The sequence below is a fragment of the Chryseobacterium sp. FR048 genome (genome assembly GCF_056844665.1).
Map to the genome: position 1 here is coordinate 174,005 of NZ_JBXDSE010000010.1, position 21,595 is coordinate 195,599.

The 21,595-nt window shown below is 37.9% G+C and carries 18 protein-coding genes; 9 read left to right on the forward strand and 9 right to left on the reverse strand.

Annotation, left to right across the window (positions count from 1 at the left end; genetic code table 11):
- Positions 1-47: 47 nt before the first annotated feature.
- Entirely contained in the window at positions 48-1,040 is a 993-nt protein-coding gene (locus AC106K_RS24055; protein WP_482448077.1) for a serine hydrolase domain-containing protein, read from the reverse strand.
- Between the two features lie 98 nt (positions 1,041-1,138).
- Complete coding sequence (gene fsa / locus AC106K_RS24060) at positions 1,139-1,792, reverse strand: fructose-6-phosphate aldolase (RefSeq protein ID WP_047094862.1); 654 nt, start codon at positions 1,790-1,792, stop codon at positions 1,139-1,141.
- A 307-nt stretch (positions 1,793-2,099) separates the two neighbouring features.
- On the opposite strand from fsa, the gene AC106K_RS24065 reads away from it, so the two are divergent.
- The gene (locus AC106K_RS24065; RefSeq protein WP_482448078.1) at positions 2,100-2,588 is read left to right on the forward strand and encodes a YdeI/OmpD-associated family protein; all 489 of its coding nucleotides are present in this window, start codon (positions 2,100-2,102) and stop codon (positions 2,586-2,588) included.
- 91 nt (positions 2,589-2,679) lie between these two features.
- On the opposite strand, the gene AC106K_RS24070 is transcribed toward AC106K_RS24065, so the two are convergent.
- A complete protein-coding gene (locus tag AC106K_RS24070) occupies positions 2,680-3,240 on the reverse strand; it encodes a tetratricopeptide repeat protein (protein ID WP_482448079.1) in 561 nt (186 codons plus the stop codon).
- Positions 3,241-3,424: 184 nt separating this feature from the next.
- On the opposite strand from AC106K_RS24070, the gene pepE reads away from it, so the two are divergent.
- From pepE to AC106K_RS24090, 4 genes are all read left to right on the forward strand, one after another.
- The gene (gene pepE / locus AC106K_RS24075; protein WP_482448080.1) at positions 3,425-4,117 is read left to right on the forward strand and encodes a dipeptidase PepE; all 693 of its coding nucleotides are present in this window, start codon (positions 3,425-3,427) and stop codon (positions 4,115-4,117) included.
- Positions 4,117-4,983, forward strand: a complete 867-nt coding sequence (locus AC106K_RS24080; protein WP_482448081.1) for a hypothetical protein — start codon at positions 4,117-4,119, stop codon at positions 4,981-4,983. Before pepE ends, AC106K_RS24080 begins: the two co-directional genes overlap by 1 nt.
- A gap of 106 nt (positions 4,984-5,089) precedes the next feature.
- Positions 5,090-6,463, forward strand: coding sequence for a D-alanyl-D-alanine carboxypeptidase/D-alanyl-D-alanine endopeptidase (gene dacB, locus AC106K_RS24085; RefSeq protein ID WP_482448083.1), 1,374 nt, complete (start codon positions 5,090-5,092; stop codon positions 6,461-6,463).
- A gap of 7 nt (positions 6,464-6,470) precedes the next feature.
- Positions 6,471-7,637 (forward strand): sensor histidine kinase, encoded by a 1,167-nt coding sequence (locus AC106K_RS24090; RefSeq protein WP_482448084.1) that lies wholly within the window; start codon positions 6,471-6,473, stop codon positions 7,635-7,637.
- Between the two features lie 67 nt (positions 7,638-7,704).
- On the opposite strand, the gene AC106K_RS24095 is transcribed toward AC106K_RS24090, so the two are convergent.
- The 6 genes from AC106K_RS24095 to AC106K_RS24120 form a co-directional block, all read right to left on the reverse strand.
- Complete coding sequence (locus tag AC106K_RS24095) at positions 7,705-9,561, reverse strand: M61 family metallopeptidase (RefSeq protein WP_482448085.1); 1,857 nt, start codon at positions 9,559-9,561, stop codon at positions 7,705-7,707.
- A 148-nt stretch (positions 9,562-9,709) separates the two neighbouring features.
- Positions 9,710-11,341: a M1 family metallopeptidase gene (locus AC106K_RS24100; RefSeq protein ID WP_482448087.1), complete on the reverse strand. Its 1,632-nt coding sequence runs from the start codon at positions 11,339-11,341 to the stop codon at positions 9,710-9,712.
- A gap of 140 nt (positions 11,342-11,481) precedes the next feature.
- Positions 11,482-14,439 carry a reprolysin-like metallopeptidase gene (locus tag AC106K_RS24105; RefSeq protein WP_482448089.1) on the reverse strand — a complete coding sequence of 986 codons (2,958 nt, stop codon included), beginning with the start codon at positions 14,437-14,439 and terminating at the stop codon, positions 11,482-11,484.
- Between the two features lie 277 nt (positions 14,440-14,716).
- Positions 14,717-15,544 carry a twin-arginine translocase subunit TatC gene (tatC, locus tag AC106K_RS24110; protein WP_482448090.1) on the reverse strand — a complete coding sequence of 276 codons (828 nt, stop codon included), beginning with the start codon at positions 15,542-15,544 and terminating at the stop codon, positions 14,717-14,719.
- 69 nt (positions 15,545-15,613) lie between these two features.
- Positions 15,614-16,126, reverse strand: a complete 513-nt coding sequence (locus AC106K_RS24115) for a hypothetical protein (protein WP_482448092.1) — start codon at positions 16,124-16,126, stop codon at positions 15,614-15,616.
- An 85-nt stretch (positions 16,127-16,211) separates the two neighbouring features.
- Positions 16,212-17,171 (reverse strand): KpsF/GutQ family sugar-phosphate isomerase, encoded by a 960-nt coding sequence (locus AC106K_RS24120; protein WP_482448093.1) that lies wholly within the window; start codon positions 17,169-17,171, stop codon positions 16,212-16,214.
- A gap of 158 nt (positions 17,172-17,329) precedes the next feature.
- Here AC106K_RS24120 and recQ point away from each other — a divergent pair, with 158 nt between their 5' ends.
- The 4 genes from recQ to AC106K_RS24140 all read left to right on the forward strand — a co-directional run bounded on the left by recQ (position 17,330) and on the right by AC106K_RS24140 (position 21,595).
- Positions 17,330-19,534: a DNA helicase RecQ gene (gene recQ / locus AC106K_RS24125; protein ID WP_482448094.1), complete on the forward strand. Its 2,205-nt coding sequence runs from the start codon at positions 17,330-17,332 to the stop codon at positions 19,532-19,534.
- A 131-nt stretch (positions 19,535-19,665) separates the two neighbouring features.
- Positions 19,666-20,070, forward strand: coding sequence for a hypothetical protein (locus AC106K_RS24130; RefSeq protein ID WP_482448096.1), 405 nt, complete (start codon positions 19,666-19,668; stop codon positions 20,068-20,070).
- Between the two features lie 84 nt (positions 20,071-20,154).
- Complete coding sequence (locus AC106K_RS24135; protein ID WP_482448098.1) at positions 20,155-21,234, forward strand: glycosyltransferase; 1,080 nt, start codon at positions 20,155-20,157, stop codon at positions 21,232-21,234.
- Complete coding sequence (locus tag AC106K_RS24140; RefSeq protein ID WP_482448099.1) at positions 21,203-21,595, forward strand: hypothetical protein; 393 nt, start codon at positions 21,203-21,205, stop codon at positions 21,593-21,595. The genes AC106K_RS24135 and AC106K_RS24140 overlap by 32 nt, the downstream gene beginning before the upstream one ends.

Below are 21,595 nucleotides of genomic sequence, written 5' to 3' on the forward strand. Positions count from 1 at the left end.
AATAAAACGGCCTCAGGAATGCTATTACTTCTGGGGCCGTTTTGTTTTTATTGCAAAATTTTCTCCCAGAGTTCCCTGTGAAATTTGATCATATTGCTGTATGAACCGGGATTTTCGCCCATTCTCAGGATGATAAGATTTTTGTTGGGAATAATATCCAGGATTTGTCCGTTTTTGCCCAATGCACAAAACATATCCTTAGGAGCATCGGGAACCAATGACTGATCAAATGATTCCTCAAAACCCGGAACCCTGATGCTGTTTTTTCCGTTGAGCCACCACAAATAGCCGTAAGAAAGGTTGAGATCCTGCGAAGTATCGGTCATCTGTCTGAAATAATCATCATACTGATAATAGGTTTTTCCGTTCAGCTTTCCTTTATTTAAAACAAGCTTTCCGAATTGTAAAAAGCTCTCTGCAGGACTTGAAAATACGAGTCCGTTTTCAAAAGGAACCCATTTACCGGAAATCCCTGAGCCTGAAAGTTTTTCAGCAATATATTGATCAATACTTTTATGGCTTGCTTTTTCAATAACCTTTGCCAGTTGAGAGTAGGCTGAAGTGTCATAATACCAAAAACTTCCGGCGGGGTTCTTAAAAACAAAACATTTTCCTGACTGGCATTTTGAATCCTGTTGATAATCTATTCCTGAAGTCATGGTCAGAAGATGTCTGATGGTGATTTTGTCTTCACTTTTTGGGTCCATTCCGGTCCATTTTCCCAGATATTTTGATACCGGATCGTTGATATTGAGCAAATGTTCCTGTTGAGCGATTCCGATAAGAACTGCAGTTAAAGACTTTCCGGCAGAAGCCCAGTACCAATAGGCGTTTTTATCAAAAGGTTGTTTTCCAATGATTTTAGTTCCAAAATATTCTTCGTTAATGATTTTTCCGTCCTGATAGATAATGAATGCCCGGCTTTTATTTTCAAGGTTGAACTGATTAAGCTGTTCCAGTTTTTCTTTTGAGAAATTTATATTTTGTGAAAACCCTACAACAAAAGAAAGCAATGTGATCAGGAATATAAACTTTTTCATGATCTTTTATTTTTTGGATTCATTTAGGGTCACGTAGTTAAATCAAAAAATCCCGAAACATTGTTCCGGGATTTGTATATCTGAATAAGGATCAGCTATTATGCTAATTTCTGAGAATCTGCAATAAACTGTGCCAATCCGCTGTCCGTTAATGGGTGCTTTAGTAAGCTCAAGATCGGAGGCAGTGGAGAAGTGATCACATCTGCGCCAATTTTAGCACAGTCGATGATGTGCATTGAGTGACGGATAGACGCTGCAAGGATCTCAGTTTCGAACATATAATTATCGAAAATTAATCTGATTTCCTGGATAAGGTTCAATCCGTCTGTAGAAATATCATCTAATCTTCCAAGGAATGGAGAAACATAAGTTGCTCCCGCTTTAGCTGCCAAAAGAGCTTGCCCCGGAGAGAAGATCAATGTACAGTTTGTTTTGATTCCTTTGTCAGAAAAATATTTTAAAGCTTTGATCCCGTCTTTGATCATTGGGATCTTTACTACGATATTTGGGTGGATTGCAGCCAATTCGTCTCCTTCTTTGATCATTTCTTCATAAGTAGTAGAAAGTACTTCTGCAGAAATATCTCCGTCTACAAGTTCGCAGATCGTTTTATAATGGTTTTTGATCGCTTCAGCTCCCTGAATACCTTCTTTAGCCATTAGTGATGGGTTCGTCGTTACTCCATCTAAGATTCCAAGGTCTCTAGCTTCCTTGATTTGCTCTAAATTAGCTGTGTCAATAAAAAATTTCATTTTGATAAATAGATTTATTGGAACAAAGATAAGGGTTTTAATTGAGTTCTTGGATATGAGCGGGAGAGTTTTGGGAGTTTGGATACAGGAGACTGATGAAGAGACTGAGAGCCTGATTGTTTTCAGTAAAGGATAGATACACGTTTTGGAATGAAGAGTCTGAAAATGGCAAGGTTGAAAGATTTCAGAAGAAGAAAAAAGACCAGATGAAACAAAGAAAAAAATAGTTTATCCGAAACTGACTCGTTAATTTTGCATCTAACATCTAACATCTAACATCTAACATCTAACATCTAACATCATATCCATGAAAAACAACAGCTTTACCGCAAACCTGGACATTATCGGAATCAATCCCTTTGTTTTTGTTCCGGAAGAAATATTGGAAACGATTTTTGAAGATTCCGGAAGGAATAAAAGTCCGATTCCGGTAAAAGGGACTGTGAATGGGAAAGAATTTCAGCAGAATCTGATGAAATATCTGGGCGAGTGGAGGCTGTATGTAAATTTAATCATGTTGAAAAATTCTCCTAAAAGAATCGGAGAAGAGATTGAAGTGACCCTGGAATATGATGATGCAGACCGAAGTATTAGTATTCATCCTCAATTGGAGCAGGCGATCCATAAAAGTACACTTGCCAAAGCCAATTTTGAAAAACTGATCCCATCGAGAAGACATGAGCTGGTTCGGTATATCAACAATCTGAAAACGGAAGCCAGCATACAGCGAAATATTGAAAAGATCATCAGGCATCTGCATGGAGAAACAGATTTTTTTGGAAAGAAAATAGAGTAAAAGAAACGACTGAGATATTAAGTTTAGAAAAAGTAAAGCCAGAATCTAAGGTAGAGCATAAAAAAAACCGGAAATTTTCCGGTTTTTTGTTTTATGAATTTAAAGCTTTGCTGAGCTTTACTGCGTCCTGATTAGTAGGGTCATATTGGATAGATTTGGCAATATGCTCCTTCGCTTTAGCAGGATCGCTTTGCTGTTCTGCAAAAGCAATATAGAAATAAGCGTAAGCCAGATTCTTTTTATTTTGTTCCACTTCTTCAGGTTTTACTGTAGCAACATACTTTTCGTAAGCTATTTTGGCATTAGCATCATCTTTAGCAGACTGGTAGGCATATGCCTGGCTGTAATAGGATGGAGCCCAATCCGGTAGTAAAGCGGATATTTTTTTCCAGGTTTCAATAGCATTGGTCCAGTCTGATGCCTCCTGATAAGCGGCAGCCAGCTTTGCCAGTGATTCTGTGTCTTTCGGGTTCGCCTCAATTTGTTTTTTGAGACCATCAATAACCGGATTACCTGTTGAGTTCACAGCTGCTGTAGTAGCTGTTTTATTGGTACTGTCCGTCTGAGTCGTTTGTGCATTCACAAAACTTGCACCTCCTGCAAGCAACAAACCTAAAAATAGATTTTTAATATTAACGTTAGCCATTTTCATATTCTTATATTTAAAAATTCTAGATTCTAAAATTCAATAATAATTCCATAAAAGCTCAAATTTTAGAGGCTTTAAGTTTTTTTAGAAAATATTAACGGGATTCCTATTTTTTTTAGTTTAATTTTTGATTCGTTGATGTTTGAACCTATCTTTGTAAGTCTATATTTTATAATCAAAATACCCTATGAATATCATATTAGCTTCTACTTCTACACTTTTCGGTGGAGAATATCTGGAATATTTAAGAGAAGAATTAATCCAATTATATACAGGAATTGACGAAATCGTTTTTGTTCCTTTTGCAAGACCGGGAGGAATTTCCCACGACGATTATACAGCCAAAGCACGTTCATTTTTTGAAACCATCAATATCAAAGTAAAAGGCCTTCACGAATTTGAAGATAAAACAGAAGCTTTGAACCAGGCAAAAGGCTATTTTACGGGAGGTGGAAACACATTTTTATTGGTAAAAACCTTACATGAAGAAGGGCTGATGTCTGTTTTAAAAGAAAATGTAGAAAACGGAAAAGCTTATCTGGGATGCAGCGCCGGAAGTAATATTGGTGGACAGAATATGAAGACAACGAATGATATGCCGATTGTTTATCCGCCAAGTTTCGACTGTATGGGATTGGTTCCGTTCAATCTCAACCCGCATTATCTGGACCCGAATCCGGATCTGAAGCACAACGGAGAAACCAGAGAAACCCGAATCAAAGAATTTCTTACCCAAAATGACATCAAGGTCGTAGGATTGAGAGAAGGAAACTGGATCAGAAGAATAGGGGATACCATTACCGTTGAAGGAAATGAGCTGACCCGAATTTTTGAAAAAGATAAAGAACCTTACGAAATAGAAAGCGGAAGCTTATTGTAATGAAACAGCAAGACATAGACCGGTTTATAGAGCATAATCTTAAAAATTTTTCTGTAAACAGTACCGGATGGAACGAAATCATCAGACAGATGCTGTTCGAATTTGCGATAGGAGGCTGGAATCTTGAAAAAGATGTTTTCGGAAAAGAAAAGTTTGGTGAATTACGCTGCTATACCTATTCCGAAAATCCGGAACTGAACACAACCATCAAAAGTATTACCGAAAAATACCTGGCTTTGTCTGTAGAAACCTGTGAGATCTGTGGAAGTGAAGGTAAAAAAAGAGGAGTAGGTTCCTGGGAAACAACTTTATGCCTGAACCATTATCTGGATCAAAAATCAATAATTGATATTGATGATGACCTGAATATTAAAGTCGGAAGCAAAGTAGTTTTAAATATCAAGGATATTGCTGAAGCAGAGATTGATTATGATCTTCAGCGATTACATCTTTATAAAAATAAGCAGGCCGTTCATAGCATTGAAGCGAAAAGTTTTTCATGGCAGGAACCCAATTATTATCTGCTTTTGAGAACCGTTCCGTTGCATTTATTTGCAGAGGACCAGCAGTATGAAATTTCAGAACTGTTTCAGCATCTGGAATTCTGTGAGATCTGTGGTCATAAAGCGGTCCACAAAAAATCATGTCTTCGCTGCCATCACGATCAGTGGTTTGAATCTTCTGTATTTGTTGAAGATTACGGCGAGAAGTCAAATTATATCAAAGCCTGTCAGATGGATGTTTTCACAGATGAAGATGATTATGAGAAATATTTTAAATATGACCGGTCATTCGAAAAATCTCCTGATCATCAGATCCTTTTCAATCATCATGATCTCAGGGAATATGAAAAGATACATTTTTAGTTATCTTTGATTAAAAATGAACAGGAACTGCCCGGGCTTTTAGAAGTGATGATAAGAGGCAGGATCCTAAAAACATAAGTGAAGTAAAGAACCAAACTACAATGTAATGAAAAAAACACTCGCAGGACTCGTACTTACGGTACAGATTGTTTCTGCCCAGAATATAGCTCAGAAACTGGATAAAGTCACCAAAGACCTTATGGATTCTTCGGGGGCCGTTTCCTCTAATCTGTCATTTTATGTTTCGGATGAGAATGGTAACTTTATCTATGAATATCAGGGAAGCAAAGGGCTTTCTACCGCTTCTACACAGAAGATTTTTACAGCAGGAGCAGCATTGGAAACCTTAGGAAAAAACTATACCTATACCACTACCTCAAGCTATTCCGGAAGTATATCCGTAGGAACTTTGAACGGGAATCTATTTATCAGTTCCAATGGTGATCCTACCTTGGGAAGCTGGCGGTATGAGGCCTATAAACCAGAAAATTTTAAAAAGAAACTGATCGATGCCATAAAGAATTCAGGAATTACAAAAATATCAGGAGATCTGGTAATTGACGATTCTTATTTTGATCATCAAACGATTCCCGGAGGATGGCCGTGGGATGACCTGGGAAATTATTATGGAGCAGGAGTATGGGGAACCAATTGGAGAGAAAACCAGTTTGACATCAATATCAATGGAAAAGAATTTAAAAGCTTTTCCTATCCTCTGGAGGGAGTACAATGGCTGAATGACCTGAAAACAGGAGGTAGTTCGGATCAGAGTCTGATTTTTACCGCTCCACATTCCAAAGTGGCACTGATCAACGGAATGCTGCCGGGAGGAAAAACGGTAACGGTATCCGGTGCTACTCCCAATCCGCCATTACAGCTGGCAGCAGAAGTAAAACAATGGCTGAAAGAATCAGGAATTGAACTTACAGGAAAAGCCGTGAGCAATTCACAGCTGGAAGTAGAGGGGAAGCGAGCATTGGAAGCTCCTAAAGGCAATGTCATCCTTACTTATCAGTCTCCAACCCTGGATAAAATTGTCTATTGGTTTTTGAGAAAAAGCATCAATCTTTATGGAGAAACTTTAATAAAGACTTTAGGAAAGGAGAAAAAAGGAGATCCGGGATTCAAAAGCGGGATTTCTTATCTGAAAGAATTCTGGAAATCAAAAGGAATCAACCCTAATATGATCAATTTCGCAGACGGAAGCGGATTGTCGCCTCAGAATTATGTAGCAGCCAAAGCTGAGGTACAGGCTCTTTTATACGCAAAAAAACAATCATGGTTTGAGGCTTATTATGATGGATTTCCGATGCAGGACAATGGCATGAAAATGAAGAGCGGGACGATGAGAGATACCAAATCTTTTGCAGGGTATCATACGGCAAAGGATGGTAAAAAATATGTGTTTTCGATCATTATCAACAATTATCAGGGAAGCGGAAGTACAGAGCTGCAGAAAATCCTGAATGTTTTAAAATAAAATAACTTTGAGGAAATCCATACTCACCAGGCTGAATAACTGGATCATTTTTGTGGTCATGACTACTTTGGTCATCGCCATTGTAGTGGCTTCTACATCACTTATCAATTTCCTCAGAAAAGAGGAGATCAAAAGGATCAGCCTTCTTTCTAAGGCGATCAGGATACAGCAGGAAGTAAAAACTCCGGATACGGATGTCCTGGATCTGTTGCCGGATATACTTAATATCAACAATACCATTCCGTTTATTGTAACGGACAAATACAAAAATCCTATCCTTGATCTGGGCTACTACAGAAATATTCCTGAAAGCACGATAAAGAACCCTGAAAAGCTGCAGGATCTGATAAAGAATATGGAGAAAAACTATGATCCCATTGAGATCAAGGTTCCCGATGGCAACAATCAGTTTGTATACTATGACAATTCCCGATTGCTGAATAACCTACGATATTCACCCTATATTTTAGGATTATTCATTCTGCTGTATTTCGGCTTTTCTTTCTGGTTCTTCAGGACGATCAAAAAGACAGATGAAGGGTATCTTTGGGCAGGGTTGGCTAAAGAAACGGCTCACCAGATCGGTACTCCCTTGTCATCAATGATCGGCTGGATGGAGATCATGAAAATGGATAATCCGGAATCTGAAGGAGTGCAGGAGATTGAAAAAGACATTGAACGCCTAAGGACCATTTCTGAAAGATTCTCAAAAATAGGATCTGTTCCTGAGCTTAATGATAGAGATCTCAACGAAACCATCCAGGAAAATTATGATTATTTAAAGACCAGAATCTCAAGAAAGATCAATTTTACCTTACATCTTCCTACCTATACACTTCTGGTTCCCCACAATAAAATTCTGATGAGCTGGGTGATTGAAAATCTGGTGAAAAATGCGGTGGACGCTATGAAAGGAGAAGGAGCTATTGTAATGTCTGTTTTTGAAAGAAACAAGAATATTCTGATTGAAGTAAAGGACTCCGGAAGTGGGATGACCAAACAGCAGGCCAGAAATGCCTTCAAGCCGGGGTATTCTACCAAAAAAAGAGGCTGGGGATTAGGCCTGTCACTGGCAAGAAGAGTAATTCATGAATACCACAACGGTGACATTAAGATCTCTCAGACGGAGGTAGGAAAAGGAAGTACTTTCAGGATAACCATTAGAAAAGCATAATTTTTCGATCTTATCATCATCAAAAAAACAAAAGCGGGGAAATCAATTTCCCCGCTTTTTTACTTATTTATTTTTTACCTGTCAGCCACTGCGTTTGTAACTTCAGTTCTGCTGGGGTAGGATTGGTTTTGAATACCGGCGTTTCCAAAGTCATTTTGGCCAGAATCGCTTTTCCTTTCAGAGTCATCTTCTCTTTTTTACCTGCATTGTCTCTCAAGATCGTTACCGAAACTTCCTGTCCTTCTTTGATGGTATGAGTGTAATTGATGAAATCCTGTATTTTCTTGACATCAACATTTTTCCCATCCAGAGCAAGAACCTGGTCAGTGATCTTAAAGCCTATGCTCTTGGCAAAAGGAGAAAGAGCAGAACTTTCGTCAAAAGCAAATGCATTGTTCTTTTCATCAAAACCGGTTTGGTTAGGATCTTGAATGAACCAGAAAATAGGATTGCTTTCCTGCTTGTTTATATCTATCCCTACCATATTCAGATATTCGGCATAAGGAGTAGGCTGGCTTCCTGCAATATATTTGTTGTAGAAATCTTTTACCTGTGGGTATCCGGTCACTGCTACCAGTTCATCAATAAGTTTATCATCTTTGAACGGCTTATTCTCTCCGAATCTTTGAGACAGTTTTCTGATCATATCACGATACCCCATTTCTCCATTAGATAGCTTTCTCAGTTCAATATCAAGACACATGGCCAAAAGGGCTCCTTTTTCATATACGTTTCTATATTGATCTTTGTACGGCTCTTTCAATACATTTTTACTCATTACCGTAAACGGCATTGTATCGTCATAATTCTTAGAGTTAGCGATTTTTTCGCCTATTCTCTGAAGGAAATGTTCTTTGTCGATAAGGCCTTCCTGAATTTGGAATAAGTTGGCAAAATATTCCGTTCCACCTTCATACATCCATAAATGCTGAGACATTTTAGGATCTGCATAATCAAAGTAATGGATTTCCTCAGAATGCGTTTTCAGAGGGTTCACAGTATGGAAGAACTCGTGAGAAACCACATCGGTAATCGTATTGTCGATGGCTTGTTTCGGCATTGCTTCAGGAAGAACTACGCTGGTAGACTCATGGTGCTCCAGTGCTCCGAATCCTTTTACTTTTGGTCCGTCACCTCCCGAAAGATAAAGCATGATCGCATACTTCTTATTGGTATTCATATCACCCAGGAATTTCTTTTGGGCAATAACCATTTTCTCAAGATTATCTTTAAAGTCTGCGGCTTTATATTTTCCGGTAGGAGAGTATACCCCAAGTACCAGTTCCATTCCTCCTGCATTGAAGGTAATATAATCAGGCTTGGTGTACATCAGTGGCGAATCGGTTACTTTAGCATAGTTAGCCAATGTATAGGTATCTGTAGACTCAGATTTATCCTGATCTACCAAAGCTGTAGTGCCGTAAAAATCAGTAGGTTTTTGAACGATCAGCTGATAGGGAACGTCCTGCATATTGTCAATATATCCAATGAATCCGTGGGTGTTGATCATATACACTTTCCCTTGCTCAATATCTGTTCCGGACGGAGAAAATACGGCTTTATGCTTTGAAGTATCCAATTCTTCATCAAAACTGTCGTTCACCAGATAAGAGATCTTACTCAGGTTTTGAGCGTTTTTCAACGAATAGGTGTTGTCATTTACTTTTGTGTAGGTAAGTTCTTTTCCTTTATTATCATAGAATTTGATTCCCTCTATAAATCTTCCATAATCATCTTCAGAATAGGTTCCCGGAACCGTTTTTGGAAAATGAAATTTAACGTCACCGGATTTCATTTTCGGAAATTCCATGGTAACGGCAACCTTGTCATCTTTTACATTGACAAGATCGATAGTGGTTTTGATAGACTGTGCATTCGCTACAAAGGCAGCGAAAAGTCCCAAACTAAGTGCAATTTTTCTCATTATGTTTAAATCTTAAAATTAAATAGTTGCAATTTTTCTCACTTTGTTACACTCTTAAGTCTTAAACTTTTCATAAAATATGATGAGGTAAAAAGGATGAAATGTAAAAAGGCAGATCTGCTGGATGCAAATCTGCCTTTTGTTTTATTTATTGAACGTTCTTATAGTTGATGTAATAGTTCTGATTCCATTCAACAGGGGTATTCTTTTTAAGTTTCACCGTCTGCCAGTTTTCAGTTGGAGTTATGGTTTGGTCTCCATTGATGATTACAGGGAGCTTCAGGTTTTTTACAATATCTGTATAGCGGAATTTCAGAGTGTCTCCATTTTGAGAATATTCAAGAGTAGGAATTTGTATGGTTCTCAGGTATTGATCAAAAACACCTGAGAAGTCGATTCCTGATTTTGAAGAAATATAATTTTCAATCTGCTGCGTGGTTACGGTCTGATGATAAAAATCTTTATTGAGGCCTCTTAAAATCTGTCTGAATTTATCATCATTATTGATGACCTGTCTTATGGTGTGGATCATACTGGCTCCTTTAGGATACATGTCACCACTTCCTTCGTTTCTTACCCCATATTTTCCGATAATGGGAACGTCATTCTGGATCATTCTTCTGATACCTACTGCATAAATATCCGCAGATTTTTTATCCATATATTTTTCTGTAAAAAGAACTTCCGAATACATGGTGAAACTTTCATGCACCCACATATCTGCCTGATCTTTGGCCGTAATATTATTCGCAAACCACTCGTGGCCGCTTTCATGAATGATGATATAATCCCAGTTGAGTCCCACTCCCGTTCCGGAAAGATCCCTTCCAAGATAGCCATTCTCGTAGTTGTTTCCGTAAGCTACATTACTTTGATGTTCCATGCCCAGATAAGGAGAATCAACCAGCTTGTAGGAGTCTTCATAGAATGGATAAGGTCCAAACCAGTATTCAAAGGCAGAAAGCATAGGCTTTACCTGCTGAAACTGTGTCTTGGCTTTATCCAGATTGTAGTCCAGCACCCAGTAGTCCAGATCCAGTTTTCCTTTTTCACCGTCAAAAGTATCTTTAAAATTGACATATTTACCCACATTCGGGATGATGGAATAAGCGTTGATCGGGTTTTTAACCTGCCACGTATAAGTTGTTTTGCTGCCGTTCGTCTTTTTGTCGATAAGCCTCCCGTTTCCTACTCCTACAAGATCGTTTGGAGTAACGATTTTCATGATAATACCTTCATCAGGTTCATCACTCCATATATCTTTGGTAGGAAGCCAGATGGAAGCACCTATTCCTTCATCAGCCACACTCATCCATGGATTTCCGTTCTTATCTTTGGCAAATACCCAGCCTCCATCCCATGGCGCATTTTTTGCGATGGTAGGGTTTCCGGAGTAAGTGACATCAATAGTATATTTTTCGCCTTTTTTAAATTTCTTGTTGGTAGTAATAAAAATGAAATCACCATCCTGTTTATAATTGGAAATAGGAAAATTAGCCGTTACCTTATCTGCTTTCATAGGATGCTGCAAATCGACCTGAAATACGGGATTATTAACATCTTTAATGATCTCAAAGCTTATTTTATTATTTCCTTTAATGCTTTTCTGAGCAAAGTCCGGTTCTACAGAAAGATCATATTTTTTGACATCCCAAAAATTACGGTATGAAGTGTTGGATCCTTTTAATGTATCCTGTTTGGTGAAAACTTTATCTTTCTCAAAGAACTGTCCGAAAACAAGCCCTGATGCAAATAACAGTGTATATGATAGCTTTTTCATTTTTAAACTCTATTAATAATCTATTCAAAAATATAAAATTAAATTAACAGCCTGATCATTGTAAATAAAAATTGGCTGCTGATTTTTAAAAGGTATAAAAAAAGCCTGGCGATAACCAGGCTTTATATAAATGATAAGGTTTATTTCTTGATGAATTTCAGATGGGAAGTTGTTCCTTTATCTTCAATCGAAATAATATAAGCTCCCGTGCTCAGTCTTGAAACAGAGATCTTATTGTCTGTGATCTGACCGTTCATTACCTTCTGGCCTGCCATATTGGTAATGATAAATTCAGCTTTGGATGAAACGTTAGTGATGTTTAGTACATCACTTGTCGGATTAGGGAAGATGTTGATGGTAGCATTATCTTTTGTCACATCATGAGTACTCAGTGCCTGATCCAGTATACGAACAGGATAATCTTCTACCTCACCGTATTGCTGGCTTACACATCCGTCAGTTGGCTGCTTATTATACGCCATCATCACTCTCATGATAACATTACCGTCTGTATAGGCTGTTGTTGGAACTGTAAATGATCCTGAAACTGGAGTCGTCTTACTAGGAGCGCTGGTAAAGATAATTTCAGAAGCAGAGAATAGTCCGTCTTTGTTATAGTCGATCCATACCGTCACTCCTTCATTATAAGTAGTAGCTGTCCATTGTTTAGATACACTTACCGTGTTCCCTGTAGCACCTTTTTTCAAAGTAATCAGTTTGTTGAAGTCAGCTGTGTAGTCTGTGTATTCTGATGCTCCACTGTTGTTTGAAATAGCAGACATTCCGGCTGGTGTCACTGTAACATTGGAAATAAATTCGTCTGTTGGGTTTGAAGAGACTAGGCAGGCTGGATATGAAAGTGTATTGAAAACAGAAATTGTAGAATAATTTCCTACTACAGCTTCACACACATTCGCTATCTGTACTTCATATTGGGTGGCCTCATCTAATCCGGAAAGATTATAAAAGTTTGTAGGTACAGAAACTGTTGTCCAGGCAGTTGTTCCTAATTTTCTGTACATTAATGAATAAGTGGCGCTTTGGGCTGCTGGCCAGCTTATACCGGCAGAGCTTTTAGTAATTCCTGCAAATGTAATTCCTGTTGGAGCAGATGGAGAACATGCCGGAGCAGCAGAGACAGTAGCATTGCCTATTGCATAGAAAATATTATCTACAGCACTTATCCTTATCTTTACGTTGGCACCTGTTGCAAGAGAAGAGAATGAATAAGGTTCAAGACCGTCATTAGGAGTAGATGGGATAGCGACCGTCCATGTATTTCCGTTGTCTGTCGTATAATCTATTTTAACGTTTTGCACATTATAAGGAGCAGCATTGGTGTTGACTACATTCCAGCTAATTGCTCCCGGAGTATTATTATAGGCAGAAGTTGAGGTTACTTTGAAAGGTCCGTCACTTCCTACAGTTACTTTTATAGCAGAACTTTGAGTCTGTTGCTGGGTTACATTAGGGTTGTTATCTCTTACTGTTACCTTAAAGTTCATATCTCTGCTTACGTTGGATACGGTTTCCCAGTCTGCTGTGCTGACAAGCACTCCATTAAGTACACTTGAAAGTTTTGGAAAATAACGGGTCGGGGAAGTGGTAGGCATTAAAGATCTGAAGTTGGCTCCATTAGTTCGGTTAGGACTTACCGGGCCGAAAGTAGAGGTTGCAAGATCATATTGTTCCCATGTATAGGTCATTGGATCGTTTTCAGCATCGGTTGCTGAAGCCGTTAGCACAAAAGCTGTTCCCTTAGGAATTGTTTTCTGGATAAGTGGTTGTATCGTTGGAGGGGTATTGGTGGTAGGAGTTGTAATACCACAGGTTTTTGAATTGACATAGGTCTGTACCTCTTCGATATTTTTAACATGGAAGTAAGCATCCGAATTCATCTGAACGTTCGCATTGGTGATTCCGGCATATCCCATGATGGTAGATCCGGAACCTGGTTCCATCTGAGCTCCGTGCAGGGCAAGGGACATGGTGTGGGCAGCCCCAAACTGATGGCCTAGTTCGTGTGCTACGAAGTCTATATCAAAAGTATCTCCATAAGGCTGGTCTACAATATTCGGAGAGGTAATTCCTGCTCCTTTGGAAGTATCGTCATTATTGTTGGCAGGGTTTCTACATACGTTTCCTACATCCCCTGCACTTCCACCGCCGCCTCTGTGGCCAAAGAAATGTCCCACATCATAGGCATCATTACCAATACCTGCAGTGTTGGATAGGGTTTGTTGAACTTGTAAATTCCACGCATCGGGTGCGCTATAAGTACCATTAGCATTTGCAATAACATTTGAATAAGGGTCAGTTGCCGGGTTGTCAAAAATAACCTGTGGGAAATCCTGAACAATCATGTGGATCCCCAGATCCTTTTCAAATACTCCGTTTACCCTGTTTATTGTAGCATTAATACGGGCCGCAGCCCCAGGAACACCTCCTGCCAGCTGAGTATATTCACCATTTACGGAAACTGCCAGTCTGTAAGTTCTGTATTTCTGATCATTACTTTTATTGAAACTGCCTGAGGTGTTCAGAACATTTTTGGACTTCAGCAGTTTATTCATCTCCTTTTTTGCAGCTTCCGGTTCTGAAGTTTCACATTTAAAAGGATTATCTTTAGACTTGTCAGTTTTGAAAAATACCCCATAGACATCTTTTGCCGTATTGATCGGTTCAATGAATTCATACTTTCCGGTAGTAGTGTCGAAAAGCATCGATTGGAAATCATTAGGAGCAGTACTGAATCTGATCTGCTTATTAGGGTTGTCCAGGCCAATACCTACATAAGCACCAAGCTGGTATCTTTCCGCCATAGATTTTTCTACTGATGGCGAGCTGTACACTGAAAATCTTTCAACCCTTCCATCAGTTGTCGGAAGAGAAACCTCTACAGGTTTTCCTCCCTGTCCAGCTTCAGGAGCATTTTTCAACATACCTCTCAGAGCGGCAAGATCAAATTTATAGGCATATAAAACCTTAACTTCTTTCCTGACAGGAGTAATTCTTTCCGAGACAGGTTCCCAACGCTGTGCTTTTAAGCCTGTTAAGCTTAGAGCTAATGCGCAGACAAAAATAATTCTCTTTTTCATATTTATTATAAATAAGGATTAGTGTTTGTAAATATAATGTATTTTATTGGTTATTTGATTATGTATAAATCACAAAAAAGTGTTTTTATTTGATTTTTAATCAAAAACGAATATGAGGTTTATTAATTACATCGTTGTTGCAGATATTGTTGGTGTTATTTAACTAATAGAATATGAATTGCTGTATTTTTTCACTTTTAATAAAAAAACAGGTGTACTTTCTACTATGAAAATACACCTGTCTTTATGGTAAATTTATTTTTATTTGGATCAGAATCTACTTCTGTACTGCCGGAAGATTTCCGTTACTTTTCTGTACCTTTTTATAAGTGAAAGTACACATCATAATACTGAATTCATATAAGATAAGCAGTGGGAATGCAGCCATCAGCATACTCAGGACATCTGCAGGAGTAATAATAGCAGCAACAACCATGATCAGTACAATAGCGTGGCGGCGATACGTTTTCATAAATGTAGGAGTCAGGATCCCGATACTGGTCAGGAAATAGATCAGAATAGGGAAGAGGAAAATAACTCCCATTCCTAAAACAACCTGTAAAAATAAAGTAGTATAATCACTCAGATCGTAAAGCGGAACAATAATGTCCGAAATTTTAAAGATTACCCCAAAGTTGACCGCGAAAGGAAGGATTAAAAAATAACCACATAACACGCCTGTCATAAAAAGAATCCATACTGCATTGATGATATAGATAGAATTCTTTTTCTCTCTCGGATGCAGGGCCGGGCTGATAAAACGCCACAATTCCCATACAATATAAGGAAATGCTGCCACCATACCTCCAAAAATAGAAACCGCCATCATCACATTGAACTGCTGATACAATCTTTGTACACGGACAGGGAAATCCTTTGGAAGATGAATACTGTCTTCTCCTAAGATCATTCTCGAAAAATGATTCACAAGTCTGAAGGTTGGGAAATCATTTCTGGTAGGTCCAAAAAAGATATGGTCCATAATCCAGTTGATGTTAAAGCCTACTACAAAAGCAGCAACTATGATAGCAATAATCGATCGGATCAGGTGCCCTCTTAGCTCTCCTATATGCCCAAGAAAGGACATGTCTTTACCTTCACTCACAGAATAAAATTTTTAATGGGCAAATTTATGAAAATATTTACTTAAATGGCCGATGTTTGGATTCTAAAATTATTGAGGAACATATAAGGCAAAATCAAATCCTCTTTCTTTAATATTCATTTCAGTTAAAAGTTCCTCTGCAGTGTCATTGATTACTTTCCACCGCTCATCGCTGGCTACATCCACAGATTCAAAAAGCCATTCAGATTCTGAAATTTCGGAAGTGACATTTTTGAAATGCAGCAGTTTAGGCTGCAGAGACCTTTCAACGAACTCATTTCTGAACAGGCTTTCCATTTTGTTGTCATCAAAAAGACTATCTAAATCACTACCAATGTCTCTTAAAGATAAATTCTCTTCAATCGGTTTGAATTTTTCAGCATCGAAAGAACAAAAAATCAGACATCTTACTAAAAGGTCATAATGAGCCTGGCTGTATTGATCATAATAAGCATCACTGCCATGCTCTGGTCCCGTTGGATGATAGGGTGCCGGTACTACAGATCTTTTTGAATCCTGATAGTCCAGATATTTTTTCAGAAATAAAGGAGTCAGAATCATTAAGTAAAGGATAATCATCATATTTCTTAGAAAAAATTAATAAAACACTTCTCTTTATAGCTGCCTGATTTAGGATTTTCAATATCTGACATCCAATGTATGAAACTTAATTGATTCCTTCGTCCAGTAATTTATGCAGGTCTATAATTCCGAAATATTTTCCGTTTTCAGTTACCACCAGCTGGCCTATATTGTTTTCCTTTAACGTTTTCATCGCTTCTTTGGCTAGCGAATCCTTTTCAATCGTTCTTGGGTGGGCAGACATAATATCTTTAGCCAGAACTTTGCTTAGATCTTCACCTTTCATCAGCATTCTTCTCAGGTCTCCATCGGTAATAACCCCAATAATCTGGTCTTCATTGGTAACAACCGTAATACCGTGGCTTGATGCACTGATCGAAATGATAACGTCTCTTATGGATGAATCTTCTGTAACCTGAGGTTTTTGGGAAGAAAGGAACTGTTCCACTTTTGAAGTAAGATTTTTTCCCAGACTTCCTCCCGGGTGGAATTTGGCAAAATCATTGGCTTTAAAATCATTAAGCTCCATTAAAGCAACTGCCAAAGCATCTCCCAATGCCATTTGAATCGTTGTAGAACTTGTCGGTGCCAGCTTATTAGGACAGGCTTCAACATCTACATGAGTGTCCAGAATCACTTCAGAGAACTCAGCCAGTTTACTGCTCCTGTTTCCTGTCATTCCGATCAGGGCAGAAGAATAGTCCTTTAAATAAGGAACCAGATTGGCAATTTCTGGAGAATTTCCGGAATTGGAAATACATAAGACAACATCCTGCTTCTGAATCACCCCAAGATCTCCGTGAATAGCTTCGGAAGCATGCAGAAACTGTGATGGGGTACCGGTAGAGTTCAGCGTAGCTACGATTTTGTTACCAACGTGAGCCGATTTCCCTATTCCTACTACAATTAACTTCCCTTTTGCGGAGTGAATTATTTCTACGGCCTGGGCAAATTGGTCATCAATTCTGTTTTTTAATTTTTCAAGTTCAGAAATTTCTATTTCTAAAGTGCTTTTAGCAATTGATATAATGTTGGTTCTATCCATTTTATGACAATAAGGTATACAAAAAAGTTCTTAAAGAACGTTATATTTTAAAAAGAATATTTAATATAAATTTTATTTTTTATAAATTCGTTCGCTTTTATTTTAAGCAGAATTTTTATAACTTTGGGTGAGATGCAAATTTAGCAATAGAAAATTAGATGAGCGCAAAAAAAGCCAATTTATCAGGCGAATTGAAAAAGTATTTTGGGTTTTCTACATTTAAGGGGCAGCAGGAACAGATCATAGACAACCTATTAAACGGGAAGGATATATTTGTATTGATGCCTACGGGAGGTGGAAAATCGTTATGTTATCAGCTTCCGGCACTGATTTCGGAAGGTACGGCAATAGTCGTTTCGCCTTTGATAGCGTTGATGAAGAACCAGGTAGATGCAGTGAACGGCCTTTCATCTGATGATGGGGTAGCACACGTACTGAATTCATCATTAAATAAGACGCAGACCAAACAGGTTTTTGACGATATAAAAAGCGGCAAGACCAAGCTTCTGTATGTAGCGCCGGAATCATTGATTAAGGATGATTACCTGGACTTTTTGAAAGAAGTAAAGATTTCTTTCTTTGCTATTGATGAAGCACACTGTATTTCAGAGTGGGGACACGATTTCAGACCGGAATACAGAAATCTGAAACAGATTATAGACAAGATTGCCAGTGTACCGGTGATCGCTTTGACGGCCACGGCTACTCCTAAAGTTCAGGATGATATTCAGAAGACTTTGGGAATGACGAATGCTTTGGTATTTAAGGAGAGTTTCAACCGTCCTAATCTATATTATGAGGTCTGTCCGAAAGTCAATGTAGACAAGGAAATCGTTAAATTTATCAACCAGCATAAAGGAAAATCAGGGATTGTCTACTGTCTGAGCCGAAGAAAGGTGGAAGAATTTGCCCAGCTTTTGCAGGTAAACGGGATCAATGCACTGCCTTACCATGCCGGTCTTGATCAGAAAGTGAGAGTGGCCAATCAGGATAAATTCCTGATGGAGGAAGTAGATGTAATTGTAGCTACGATTGCCTTTGGAATGGGAATTGACAAGCCGGACGTTCGTTTTGTAATCCATTACGATTTCCCAAAATCATTAGAAAGCTATTATCAGGAAACGGGAAGAGCAGGAAGAGACGGTGGTGAAGGTCATTGTCTGGCATTCTACGATCCAAAAGATATTGAAAAGCTGGAAAAATTCCTGGCACAGAAACCCGTTTCTGAAAGAGAGATCGGACTACAGCTTTTAAATGAGGTAGTAGGCTATGCTGAAACTTCAATGAGCAGAAGACAGTACATTTTATATTATTTTGGAGAAACCTTTGACCCTGTAAACGGCGACGGAGCAAAAATGTGTGACAACTCCTCGAATCCGCCAAAATTAAAAGATGCTACTGCCGATTTGAAAAAAGCGCTGGAACTGATCAGTGATACAGGAGAAAAGTTTAAAGCGAAAGACCTGATCTCTGTAATTGTAGGAAAGGAAAACGCAGTAACAAAATCCTATAAACTAGAACAAAGTCTGCACTTTGGATTCGGGAAAGATGAAAAAGACAATTATTGGAAAACAATTCTCAGACAGGCCACTGTTCAGAATTTTCTCCAGAAAGATATTGAAACGTACGGGGTTTTAAAAATTACCGAAAAAGGAAAAAAAGTCCTGAGTGGAAAATCCAAAGAAATCTTCTTAATCGCTGAAGACAGAGAATTTGATCTTTCACAGACTAAGGCAGAAAGTGACCAGGTGCAGCAGCAGGCTGGCGGTGGTCTCGATCAGAATTTGTTTAACCTTTTAAAAGAGTTAAGGAAGAAGGTTGCCAAGAAACACGGAATTCCGCCTTATACGGTATTTATGGACCCGAGTCTGGAAGATATGACGGTTCAGTATCCGATTACGGTAGATGAAATCACCAAGATTTATGGAGTAGGAGAAGGAAAGGCGAAGAAATATGGTAAAGAATTTGCCGATTATATCAAAACCTATGTTGAAGACAACAATATAGAACGTACTCAGGATATGGTACTGAAACAGGTGGCTAATAAATCCAGCCATAAAGTTTTCATTATCCAGAGCACTGATAAAAAGATTGACCTTGAAGACATTGCCAGAGCCAAGAATCTTTCTATGGATGAACTTCTGAAAGAAATGGAGCGTATTGTGTATCAGGGTACAAAACTAAATATTGATTATTACATCGAAGACAATTTTGATGAAGATATAGTAGACGGCTTTATGGAATTTATGAACGAATCTGAAAGCGATAGTATGAAAGTGCTTCTGGATGAGTTCGGAGATGAGCTGTCTGATGAAGAAGTAAGAATGCTGAGAATCAAGTTTATCAGCGACGTAGCAAACTAAGGACTGAAATTAAAAAAAATAGTAAAAAGCTCTTCAATTGAAGAGCTTTTTTATTGTAATTTAGAGAAAGCTAATAATTGATGTCGATGCAATTTTTTAAGAAAAATTATCTTGTTATTTTATTTTTTTTCATGATAGGCATCCTTGTCTATGACTATTTTGTAAGAGAAGATTTTAAAAAAAACTATAAAACAGCCGGAGAATATGCGATTGGTAAGATACATGGAATCCAAAACTATGGCAGAGGCACAGGCTATTATTATTTATATACATTTAAGGTCGGTGATAAAGAATATAAAGGCCGATGTGACGGGGAATTACCTTTTTCCAGAGGCCCAAAGAATATAGATAAAAGATTTCTGGTGTTGTATTTGAAACACAATATTTATAACAATATTCTTTATATAACGATTCCTGTTGACGATGGTATAAAAAGTAATACAGAATTAAAAAAATGGATGTCGATTCATCAGGAAATGAAGCCGAAATTAGATTCTATTCCCGGTGCCGGATTTTTCTTTGAGAACTATTTTTAGAGTGAGGCCAGATAAATTCATTGTAGAGCATCTTCGGCATTCCAATATTTGAAACATAATGAAACTTTTTAGTAACTTTAACTGATGAAAAAAATATCAGTCATATTTATTCTGCCGGACTTAGAAACCGGAGGCGCAGAAAGGATTGTTACCACCATTGCAAATCATCTTTCCAGGGATCGTTTTGAACCCAAGATTTTGCTGTTGCGTAAACAGGGCGGATACCTTAATTTTCTGAAAAAAGATGTTGAAATCATCGACATCAATACTGAAAGAATCAGACATTCTTTGAAACCTATTTTAGGCGAAATCTACAGAAGAAAACCAGATATTGTATTTTCCGGGTTTGGAGAAGTGAATGCTTACTTATCTTTATTTATCAAGCTTTTCCCAAGGACAAAATTCATTGCAAGAGAAACCAATGTGGTCACGCAGCACGTTACCCGTAAAGAGATCAAATTCTTTTATAATTTTTACAACAACTATCAGAGAATCATTGCTCAGAGTGACGATATGATGAAAGACCTGGTAGATAATTTTAACATTAAAAAGAAAAAAATTGTCAAGATCAATAATCCTGTAGATTTTGATTTTATTGATGAAAAAATGAGTATCTCACTCAAACCTGAGTGCTTCAAATATAATTATAAAAATGTAGTAGCTATTGGAAATCTCTCTGCCAGAAAAGGCTTTGACAATCTGCTGAAAGTTTTTTCAAGGCTTAAAAATGAAAATATTCTGCTTCATATTTTGGGAGACGGAAAAGATAAAGACGTACTGCTGCAGATGAAAGAATTTCTGGGATTGAAGAATGTGATCTTCCATGGCAGACATGAAAACCCTTACCAGTTTCTGAAATATGCAGATCTGTTTATTCTTTCCTCAAGATATGAAGGCTTTCCCAATGTCCTTTTGGAAGCGGGAGCTTGTGGAACTTACTCTTTAGCCAATAATTGTCCAGGAGGAATCAATGAGATTATTCAGCATAATATAAATGGTGAAATTGCCAATATTGAAAACTACGATGATTTTGCCCAGCAAATTATCAAAGTGATGCATGAAAATTATAATCGTGATGCGATAAAAAACTCCATCAAATCCAGATTCTCAAAAAATATAATTCTGGATAAATATGAAAAGGTTCTGCTGGATCTGGTCAAATGATATGAATAAGTTTGAGGAGCTAAAACGAAACAGGTATATCAAAAAAATGCATTCCAATGCTATTGCTATGATGACAGGGCAGGTTGATCTGCGTGAATGCTGTCATAAAATGGAATACCTTTATGAACAGGCAGACTATGTACAGCCTTTTGAGAATATCGAAATAAATATTCTTAAGAAATTCTCCTCAGCAACCGGATTTTTCCCTTTACCATCTGAAAGAGAACTTTATAGTAAGGTCTATTTATCCGAATTGGACGTCAGGTTAGCTGCCATTGAAGAAAAATACAGAGATCTGGTTATACAGAAATGTGAAGACCTGGTTGAGAAACTTCAGTATATAAAAATGATCACCGAATAA

What these genes read in the sequence shown, in the direction of transcription:
- AC106K_RS24055 (WP_482448077.1), bottom strand. Translation starts at nt 1,040, where the DNA reads ATGAAAAAGTTTATATTCCTGATCACATTGCTTTCTTTTGTTGTAGGG.
- fsa (WP_047094862.1), bottom strand. Translation starts at nt 1,792, where the DNA reads ATGAAATTTTTTATTGACACAGCTAATTTAGAGCAAATCAAGGAAGCT.
- AC106K_RS24065 (WP_482448078.1), top strand. Translation starts at nt 2,100, where the DNA reads ATGAAAAACAACAGCTTTACCGCAAACCTGGACATTATCGGAATCAAT.
- AC106K_RS24070 (WP_482448079.1), bottom strand. Translation starts at nt 3,240, where the DNA reads ATGAAAATGGCTAACGTTAATATTAAAAATCTATTTTTAGGTTTGTTG.
- pepE (WP_482448080.1), top strand. Translation starts at nt 3,425, where the DNA reads ATGAATATCATATTAGCTTCTACTTCTACACTTTTCGGTGGAGAATAT.
- AC106K_RS24080 (WP_482448081.1), top strand. Translation starts at nt 4,117, where the DNA reads ATGAAACAGCAAGACATAGACCGGTTTATAGAGCATAATCTTAAAAAT.
- dacB (WP_482448083.1), top strand. Translation starts at nt 5,090, where the DNA reads ATGAAAAAAACACTCGCAGGACTCGTACTTACGGTACAGATTGTTTCT.
- AC106K_RS24095 (WP_482448085.1), bottom strand. Translation starts at nt 9,561, where the DNA reads ATGAGAAAAATTGCACTTAGTTTGGGACTTTTCGCTGCCTTTGTAGCG.
- AC106K_RS24100 (WP_482448087.1), bottom strand. Translation starts at nt 11,341, where the DNA reads ATGAAAAAGCTATCATATACACTGTTATTTGCATCAGGGCTTGTTTTC.
- AC106K_RS24105 (WP_482448089.1), bottom strand. Translation starts at nt 14,439, where the DNA reads ATGAAAAAGAGAATTATTTTTGTCTGCGCATTAGCTCTAAGCTTAACA.
- AC106K_RS24115 (WP_482448092.1), bottom strand. Translation starts at nt 16,126, where the DNA reads ATGATGATTATCCTTTACTTAATGATTCTGACTCCTTTATTTCTGAAA.
- AC106K_RS24120 (WP_482448093.1), bottom strand. Translation starts at nt 17,171, where the DNA reads ATGGATAGAACCAACATTATATCAATTGCTAAAAGCACTTTAGAAATA.
- recQ (WP_482448094.1), top strand. Translation starts at nt 17,330, where the DNA reads ATGAGCGCAAAAAAAGCCAATTTATCAGGCGAATTGAAAAAGTATTTT.
- AC106K_RS24130 (WP_482448096.1), top strand. Translation starts at nt 19,666, where the DNA reads ATGATAGGCATCCTTGTCTATGACTATTTTGTAAGAGAAGATTTTAAA.
- AC106K_RS24135 (WP_482448098.1), top strand. Translation starts at nt 20,155, where the DNA reads ATGAAAAAAATATCAGTCATATTTATTCTGCCGGACTTAGAAACCGGA.
- AC106K_RS24140 (WP_482448099.1), top strand. Translation starts at nt 21,203, where the DNA reads ATGAAAAGGTTCTGCTGGATCTGGTCAAATGATATGAATAAGTTTGAG.